Consider the following 7,668-nt stretch of genomic DNA (forward strand, 5'->3'; position numbering starts at 1 on the left):
GGCTATCTCCCCCCCAAAAACAGGCGTTTGATCCGCAGTTGTCCCCCGTCTTGCAGGGCGACCCCCAAAAAGCCGTCCGGCCCAAAGACCCGGTACTCGCCGGGCTGCGGGCTGCCCACCTGCTCGGCCCGCAGCCGCACCCCGTTGGTAAAGAGGCGGGCAAAGTGGGCCGAGAGGGAGAGCGCCGGCAGGTGGGCGAAGGCCGTCTCCACCGGCAGCAAAAGGGAGGCCAGCTCCCCCCGCTTGGCCTGGGCCTCTTCCAGGGTGATGCAGTCTTTTAGGGTGTAGGGGCCGGAGCGGGTGCGCACCAAGTCGGTGAGCACCGCGCCGCAGCCCAGGGCCTCGCCCAGGTCGCTCACCAACGAGCGCACATAGGTTCCCTTGCTGCAGAGGATGCGCAGGGTGTAGCTGTCCCCCTCGCCGTCCAGCAGCTCCAGCTCCTCTACGGTGATCCGGCGGGGCTTGCGCTCCACCTCGATGCCCTGGCGGGCCAGGTCGTAGAGCCGCCGCCCCCCCACCGACACCGCCGAGTACATGGGGGGCAGCTGCTCCTGCTCCCCCGTGAAGCGGGGCAGCAGGGCCAACACCTCCGCCCGCCCCACCCGCACCGGCCGGGTCTCCAGCAGGGTGCCGGTGCGGTCCAGGGTGTCGGTGGTCCGGCCCAGCAAAAAGGTGGCTCGGTACTCTTTTTTCTGGCCGGGCACCATGTCCACCGCCCGGGTGGCCGCGCCGAAGTAGAGGGGCAGCACCCCGGTGGCCATGGGGTCCAGCGTCCCCCCGTGGCCAATCTTCTTGCAGCGGGCGATCCCCCGCATCTTGGCGATCACGTCAAAGGAGGTGAACCCCTCCGGCTTGTTGACGCACAAAATCCCGTCCATCTAGTGCAAAAACTCCTTTGCCAGTTGGTGGATGGTCTCCACCGCCTCGTCCGCCGTGCCGCGGACGGTGCAGCCCGCGGCGCGGATGTGGCCGCCGCCCCCCAGCTGGGCCGCCAGGGCCGAGGCGTCCACATAGCTGGAGGTGCGCACACTCACCTTGAAGAAGCCGGGCTCCCGCTCCCGCAGGGTGACCCCGATCTCCACCCCCTCCACCTGGCGGGGCAGGGCGGTCAGCCCGTCAAAGTCGGCCGGGCCGGCCCCGGTCTCGGCGATGGTCGCCAGGTCCATCACCGCCACGGCCAGCCGGCCGCCGCAGAAATAGCGGATCGAGCGGATCAGGGCGCTCTCGGCCGCCAAGCGCCCCTGGGATTTGGTGTCGAAGATCGCCCGGTTGATTTCGGCCGCGTCGGCCCCCCACTCCATCAGCTCGGCGGCGATGCGGTGGGTGCGGGGGGTGGTGTTTTGGTATTTAAAGCAGCCGCTGTCGGTGGCGATGCCGGTGTAGAGGCAGTCGGCCAGGTGGGGGTCGGGCGCCAGCCCCCACTCCTTTGCCAGGGCGAAGATGACCTCGGCGGTGCCGGCAGCCTCCCGGTCCAAAAGCAGCCGGCGGGCGTACCCGGTGTTGGAGATGTGGTGGTCGATACAGAGGTCCACCGAATCGCCGTACTGCGCGCAGAGGCGGCCCATCAGCTTGGCGTCGGCGATGTCCACCGCCACCACCAGGGCGGGGTCGAACGGTTCCTCCCTGTACCCCCGCAGGAGGGGTTTGAACAGCTCCGGTATCTTGTCCGGGCAGAGCACCCGGGCCCGCACCCCCAGCTTTTTCAGGCAGAAGTACAGCCCGTACCCGCTGCCCAGGGTGTCCCCGTCCGGGCTCTGGTGGCAGAGGATCAGCACGTCCTTTGCCCCCTTGAGCAGGTCTGCCGCCCCTTTTACCGTCATCTCCATCTCCAACGTCTCCCCCTTTGATAGGGCCCCTTCTCGGGGCCGGTTTCGGGCGCGCCGACGAGGAAGGGCCGCCCCCCCGGCGCGGGGCGGCCCCTAGGTCTCGCCGGAACACCTCTGTCAATCGGACTCGGTCTGGTCCTTCTGCCGGTTCTGCCGGTCCTTTTCCCGGATGTCGTCCAGCTTTTTGAAGATCTCGCTGCTGTAAGCGATGGAGTCGTCGGCCACGAACCGAAACTCCGGGGTCCGGCGCAGCCGCAGGCGGTTGCCGATCTCCCGGCGGATATAGCCGGCCGCGCTCTCAAAGCCCTTGACGGCCTCTTTCGCGTCCTCGATCCCGTCGAGGGACGAGACGTACACCGTGGCGTAGGACAGGTCGCTGGTCACCTCTGCCTTGACGATGGAGATGACCCCGTGCTTGATGCGCGGGTCTTTGAGGACCCGGATGATGTCCACCAGTTCCTTCTTCACATCTTCTGAGATGCGGTTTACCCGAAAGGATGACATGGTTTCCCCTCCCTATCCCCGGCCGTCCGGTTGGGGGCGGCCGGGGCAGATTGCGGCGCGGGTCGCGCCCCTATTAGTCTTCTCTGTATTCCTCCATCATATAAGCCTCGAAGAAGTCGCCTTCCTTGATGTCGTTGAACTTCTGCAGGCTCATGCCGCACTCGTAGCCCTGGGCCACCTCTTTGACGTCGTCTTTAAAGCGCTTGAGGCTGGCCAGCTCGTCGTCGGCAATGATGATGCCGTCCCGGACCACCCGGATCTTGGCGCCCCGGAGGATCTTGCCCTCGGTCACGTAGCAGCCGGCCACCGCGCCCACGTTGGAGATGCGGTAGACCTGACGGATCTCGGCCCGGCCCAGGTCCACCTCGCGGATCTTGGGAGCCAACATCCCCTTCATGGCCGACTCCACGTCCTCGATGGCGTCGTAGATGACCCGGTAGAGCCGCAGGTCGACCCCGGCCTCTTCCGCCCGGTTCCTTGCCAGGGGGTCGGGGCGGACGTTGAAGCCGACGATGATGGCGGAGGAGGCCTCGGCCAGCATCACGTCCGACTCGGTGATGGCGCCCACCGCGCCGTGGATGACCCGCACCTTGACCTCGTCGTTGGAGAGCTTCTCCAGCGACTGGCGCACAGCCTCCACCGAGCCCTGCACGTCGGCCTTGACGATGATGGACAGCTCTTTGGACTCGCCCTGCTCGATCTGGCTGAACAGATTTTCCAGGGTGACCTTCTGGTAGGAGTTGAACTGCTCCTGCTTCTGCTGGTAGCGGCGTTTCTCCACCAGCTCACGGGCCAGCTTCTCGTTCTCGACGGCGTTGAAGTCGTCGCCCGCGGCGGGCACCTCGGCCAGGCCGGTGATCTCCACCGGGGTGGCGGGGCCGGCCTCTTCCAGGCGGCGGCCGTTCTCGTCGGTCATGGCCCGCACACGGCCCACGGCGGTGCCGGCGATCACCACGTCGCCCCGGTGCAGGGTGCCGTTTTGCACCAGCACGGTGGCCACCGGGCCGCGGCCCTTGTCCAGCTTGGCCTCGATGACGGCGCCCTTGGCCATCCGGTTGGGGTTGGCCTTGAGCTCCTTGACGTCGGCGGTCAGCTGCACCATCTCCAGCAGGGTGTCGATGCCCTGTTTGGTGGCGGCCGAGACCGGCACGCAGATCACGTCGCCGCCCCACTCTTCGGGCACCAGCTCGTACTCGGTGAGCTCCTGCATCACCCGGTCGGGGTTCGCCTCGGGCTTATCCATCTTGTTGATGGCGACGATGATCGAGACCCCGGCGGCCTTGGCGTGGTTGATGGCCTCCACCGTCTGGGGCATGATGCCGTCGTCGGCGGCCACCACCAGGATGGCGATGTCGGTCATCAGGGCGCCGCGGGCGCGCATGGCGGTGAACGCCTCGTGCCCGGGGGTGTCGAGGAAGGTGATCTCCCCGTCGCCCACCTTCACCTTGTAGGCGCCGATGTGCTGGGTGATGCCGCCGGCCTCGGTGGAGGTGACGCTGGCGTGGCGGATGGCGTCGAGCAGGCTGGTCTTGCCGTGGTCGACGTGGCCCATGACCACCACGATGGGGCTGCGGGTGACCAGGTCTTCGTTCTTGTCCTCCTCCTCTTCAAAGAGGCGCTCCTCGATGGTGACCACCACTTCCTTCTCGGGGGCGCAGCCCAGTTCGCTGGCCACCAGGAAGGCGGTGTCGTAGTCGATGGTATCGCTGATGGAGGCCATGACCCCCAGCCCCATCAGCTTTTTGATGATGTTGGCGGCGGTCATCTTCATCCGCGCGGCCAGCTCGCCCACGGTGATCTCGTCGGGGATGAGCACCTTCAGCGGGGTCTTTTTGATGTTCTCCATCCGCAGCCGCTGCAGCCGCTGGGCCTCGGTCTCCACCTTCTTGCCGCCGCGGAAGCCGCCCCGCCGTCCCCGGCTGGTGAACTTCTGCTTGGTGACGGCGTTCTTGGTCTTGGGGGTCTGGGGGGCGATGCGGTCGTACTTCTCGTTGAATTTGTCCAGGTTGACGTCCACCGCCCGGGTCTCCACGTGCCGCAGGGTCTTGGCCTGTTTGGCGATCTCCTCGGCGGCCTTCTCGGCCTCGGGGTCCTGCACCACCGGCAGCTTGACCGTCTGCAGTTTCTCCTTGGGCTTTTTGGGTTTGGCCGCCTTCTGGGGCCGGGCTTTGGCCGCCTCTTTCGCGACGGGCTTCTTCTCCAGATAACTGTCCAGGTTGGGCAGCTGGTTGCGCTCGGTCAGCTTTTCAAAGAGGTAGCTGAGCTGCTCGTCATCCAGGGCGCTCATGTGCTTTTTGGTCAGGTCGGCCTTCCCCTCCATAATCTCCATCAAGTCCTTGCTGGGCAGGCCCATATCCTTGGCCAATTCGTGGATGCGATGCTGTTTAATCATATACACAGTCCTCCTCGTTCGTACAGGTCAACAGGTTTTGTATGCTGGCGGCAAAGGAATCGTCGTCCACGCTGAGGACGGTGTACTCCTTGCCCATTCTCTTTGAAAGGTCCCCGCGGCCGACGGGCAGATCTCTGCAGGAGACCCCTTCCCTGCCGCAAAAAAACCGAACTTCCTTGGCGGTTTTGGGGGAGCAGTCGGCAGCCAGCAGACAAAGCCGGCTCGCTTTGCGCACCAGCGCCTCTTTGGCGCTGTCAAAACCCATGGACAGTTTTCCCGCCTTTCGGCAGAGGGACAACATATTCAGCAGTTTCTCTCTACTCTCCATGGGCTTCTATCTCCGAGAGCAGGGTTTCATAGACGTCCTCCGGGATGGGCGCGCTCAGCGCCCGCTCCAGCCGCTTGGCCTTTTGGGCCTTTTTCAGGCAGCCGGCGCTAGGACAGAGGTAGACCCCCCGCCCGGGCTTTTTGCCCGTGGTGTCCAGGGAGACCTCCCCCTCTTTGTTGCGCACCACCCGAATCAGTTCCCGCTTGGGTTTCTGTTCGCCACAGCCGGCGCACATCCGCATGGGGACCCGCTTTTGAACCATCTCTCTTCACCCTTCTCTGCTCAAAAAACACGCGTTTGCCCGCCTGCGCGGGCCCTTGCCGGCAAACGGGGGGATCAGCCCTCTTCGCCGCTGTCCTGGGCGGGGGCCGGGGTCTCGTCCTCGTCCTCGCCGTAGAATCCGCTCTCGGGGCGGATGTCGATCTTCCAACCGGTCAGCTTGGCCGACAGGCGGGCGTTCTGCCCCTTGTTGCCGATGGCCAGGGAGAGCTGTCCGTCGGGCACCGAGACCCGGCAGGTCCGCTGCTCCTCGTCCAAGATCTCCACCCCGACCACCTGGGCCGGGCTCAGGGCCTCGCTGATGAATGCCACCGGGTCCTCGCTCCAGCGGACGATGTCGATCTTCTCGCCCCCCAGCTCGGCGACGATGGCCGCCACCCGGGAGCCCTTGGGGCCGATGCAGGCGCCCACCGGGTCCACGTCGGGGTTCTTGCTCCAGACGGCCATCTTGGTGCGGCTGCCCGCCTCGCGAGAGACCGCCTTGATCTCCACCGTGCCGTCGTAGATCTCGGGCACCTCCATCTCGAACAGCCGCTTGACCAGGCCGGGGTGGGTGCGGGAGATCATGATCTTGGGCCCGCGGTCGGTGGCCAACACGTCCACCACATAGACCTTGACCCGCTCGCCCTCGCGGAGGACCTCTCCCTCCACCTGCTCGGAGCGGACCAACACCGCCTCGTTCTTGCCCAAATCGACGGTGACAAAGCCCTTGAGGGGGTCCACCCGCAGCACGGTGGCGGTGATGACCTCGTGCTCCTTCTCCTGCATGTCGCGGACCATCAGCCCCCGCTCCGCCTCGCGGATGCCCTGGCGGATGACGTGCTTGGCCGTCTGGGCGGCGATGCGGCCGAACTCCTTGGTCTTGAGTTTGATCTGGATGGTGTCGCCGATCTTGGCGCTCTTTTTATAGGACTGGGCCTGCTCCAAGGTGAGTTCGGCGGTCTCGTCCTCCACCTCTTCCACCACGGTCTTGACCAGGTAAACGTCGAATTTGCACTTTTCGGCGTCGATGTCCACCAGCACGTTGTCGCCGCAGTTGTAGTCCTTCTTCACGGCGATCACCACGGCGGCCTCGATCTTCTCCAGCAGGTAGTCGGCGGGAATGCCCCGCTCCTTCTCCAGCAGGGCCAGCGCTTCAAAAAATTCGGTGTTCATCTTTTCTCCATTCCTCCATCCTCGTCTTCACTGTCGGCAAACGCCTCTTCGGTGTCCACGGCGTTGACCTTGGCCGTCTGGGCCAGGTCGATCTCCACCGTGCGGCCGCCTTCCAGCGCCAGGGTCAGCAGGGCCCCCTCCTTCTTCACCAGCTCCCCCACCAGCTCCTTGCAGCCGTCCAGCGGGCGGATCATGGTCACCCGGACGGGCTCGACCAGGTAGCGGGCAAAGTGCTCATCCCGGGTGAGCGCGCGCTCGATGCCCGGGGAGGAGACCTCCAAAAAGTAGCTCTCGGGGATGGGGTCGGCCTCGTCCAGCAGGTCGCTGACCCGGCGGCTCACCGCCTCGCAGGTGTTGAGGTCGATCCCCTCGGGGCGGTCGATGACCACCCGCAGGAACCAGTCGGACCCCTCTTTGAGATAGAGGACGTCCCAGAGTTCCACCCCCAGCTCCTGGCAGATGGGCTGGACCAGCTCGCGCACCAGGTTGGCGGTCTTGCCGCCGGAAGTTCGTTTTGCCACAGCAGTGCCTCCCTTATTTTCTGTGGAGGGGGGCCCGCCTGGGCCCCATAAAAATGAAAGAGCGGGAAACCCCACTCTTTCAACCTCACTTATAAAACCTTACTGTGTTATTCACTATATCACATCCCCCGCCCCATTGCAAGGGGCTTTGGGGCAAAAAACGGGACAAACATCCCTTTTGGAGGGCATTTTCCTCCCTCCGGACGCCGCTTTTTCCCCCGCCGGGGTCAGCCCTCGATCTGGCGGCCCAAAAAGGCGGCGCCGGCCACCGTCAGCTTGCACTCGGCCTCGGTGGCCGAGGCGGTGCCGTCGCCCTGCAGCAGCACCGCGTAGCCCACCACGTCCCCGTTGCTGAGGATGGGGGAGGCCGTCTGGGCCTGGCGCTCCAGCCCCTCCACCGGGCGCAGCACCTCGCCGCCCTTCTCCCAGAGGTAGTTTTTGCGGCCCTCCCCCAACTGTTCCAGGGCCGGGGCCACCCGGCGGTCGAGGACCTCCTTCTTGGAGATGCCGCCGGCGGCGATCACCCCGTCGGTGTCGCAGATCAGGGCCGGCAGCCCGGTGGTCTTGGCCAACACCTCGGCGCAGACGGCGGAGAAGGTGGACATCTCCCCCATGGGGGAATACTTCTTAAAGATGACCTCCCCCCCGTTGTCGGTGTAGATC

Annotated in this window: 9 protein-coding genes; all 9 read right to left on the reverse strand. The window is 65.5% G+C overall.

Annotated features, from left to right (window positions below):
- Positions 1 to 2: 2 nt before the first annotated feature.
- On the reverse strand, positions 3 to 878 hold the full coding sequence (truB, locus tag GT748_RS07015; protein ID WP_021659295.1) for a tRNA pseudouridine(55) synthase TruB: 876 nt from the start codon (positions 876 to 878) through the stop codon (positions 3 to 5).
- Positions 879 to 1,826: a DHH family phosphoesterase gene (locus GT748_RS07020; protein WP_021659296.1), complete on the reverse strand. Its 948-nt coding sequence runs from the start codon at positions 1,824 to 1,826 to the stop codon at positions 879 to 881. It abuts the gene before it with no gap.
- 117 nt (positions 1,827 to 1,943) lie between these two features.
- Positions 1,944 to 2,330: a 30S ribosome-binding factor RbfA gene (gene rbfA / locus GT748_RS07025; RefSeq protein ID WP_021658649.1), complete on the reverse strand. Its 387-nt coding sequence runs from the start codon at positions 2,328 to 2,330 to the stop codon at positions 1,944 to 1,946.
- Positions 2,331 to 2,403: 73 nt separating this feature from the next.
- On the reverse strand, positions 2,404 to 4,722 hold the full coding sequence (gene infB / locus GT748_RS07030) for a translation initiation factor IF-2 (protein ID WP_021658650.1): 2,319 nt from the start codon (positions 4,720 to 4,722) through the stop codon (positions 2,404 to 2,406).
- Entirely contained in the window at positions 4,715 to 5,050 is a 336-nt protein-coding gene (locus tag GT748_RS07035; RefSeq protein ID WP_021658651.1) for a L7Ae/L30e/S12e/Gadd45 family ribosomal protein, read from the reverse strand. Before GT748_RS07035 ends, infB begins: the two co-directional genes overlap by 8 nt.
- Positions 5,040 to 5,312, reverse strand: coding sequence for an RNase P modulator RnpM (rnpM, locus tag GT748_RS07040; protein WP_021658652.1), 273 nt, complete (start codon positions 5,310 to 5,312; stop codon positions 5,040 to 5,042). Before rnpM ends, GT748_RS07035 begins: the two co-directional genes overlap by 11 nt.
- A gap of 74 nt (positions 5,313 to 5,386) precedes the next feature.
- Positions 5,387 to 6,484 carry a transcription termination factor NusA gene (gene nusA / locus GT748_RS07045; RefSeq protein ID WP_021658653.1) on the reverse strand — a complete coding sequence of 366 codons (1,098 nt, stop codon included), beginning with the start codon at positions 6,482 to 6,484 and terminating at the stop codon, positions 5,387 to 5,389.
- Positions 6,481 to 7,005: a ribosome maturation factor RimP gene (gene rimP / locus GT748_RS07050; RefSeq protein ID WP_021658654.1), complete on the reverse strand. Its 525-nt coding sequence runs from the start codon at positions 7,003 to 7,005 to the stop codon at positions 6,481 to 6,483. The genes nusA and rimP overlap by 4 nt, the downstream gene beginning before the upstream one ends.
- A gap of 227 nt (positions 7,006 to 7,232) precedes the next feature.
- The coding region (locus GT748_RS07055; protein ID WP_161222324.1) for a stage V sporulation T C-terminal domain-containing protein at positions 7,233 to 7,668 on the reverse strand (436 nt) is incomplete at its 5' end.

The sequence above is a fragment of the Bittarella massiliensis (ex Durand et al. 2017) genome (assembly GCF_009876955.1).
Lineage (GTDB): Bacteria > Bacillota > Clostridia > Oscillospirales > Ruminococcaceae > Bittarella > Bittarella massiliensis.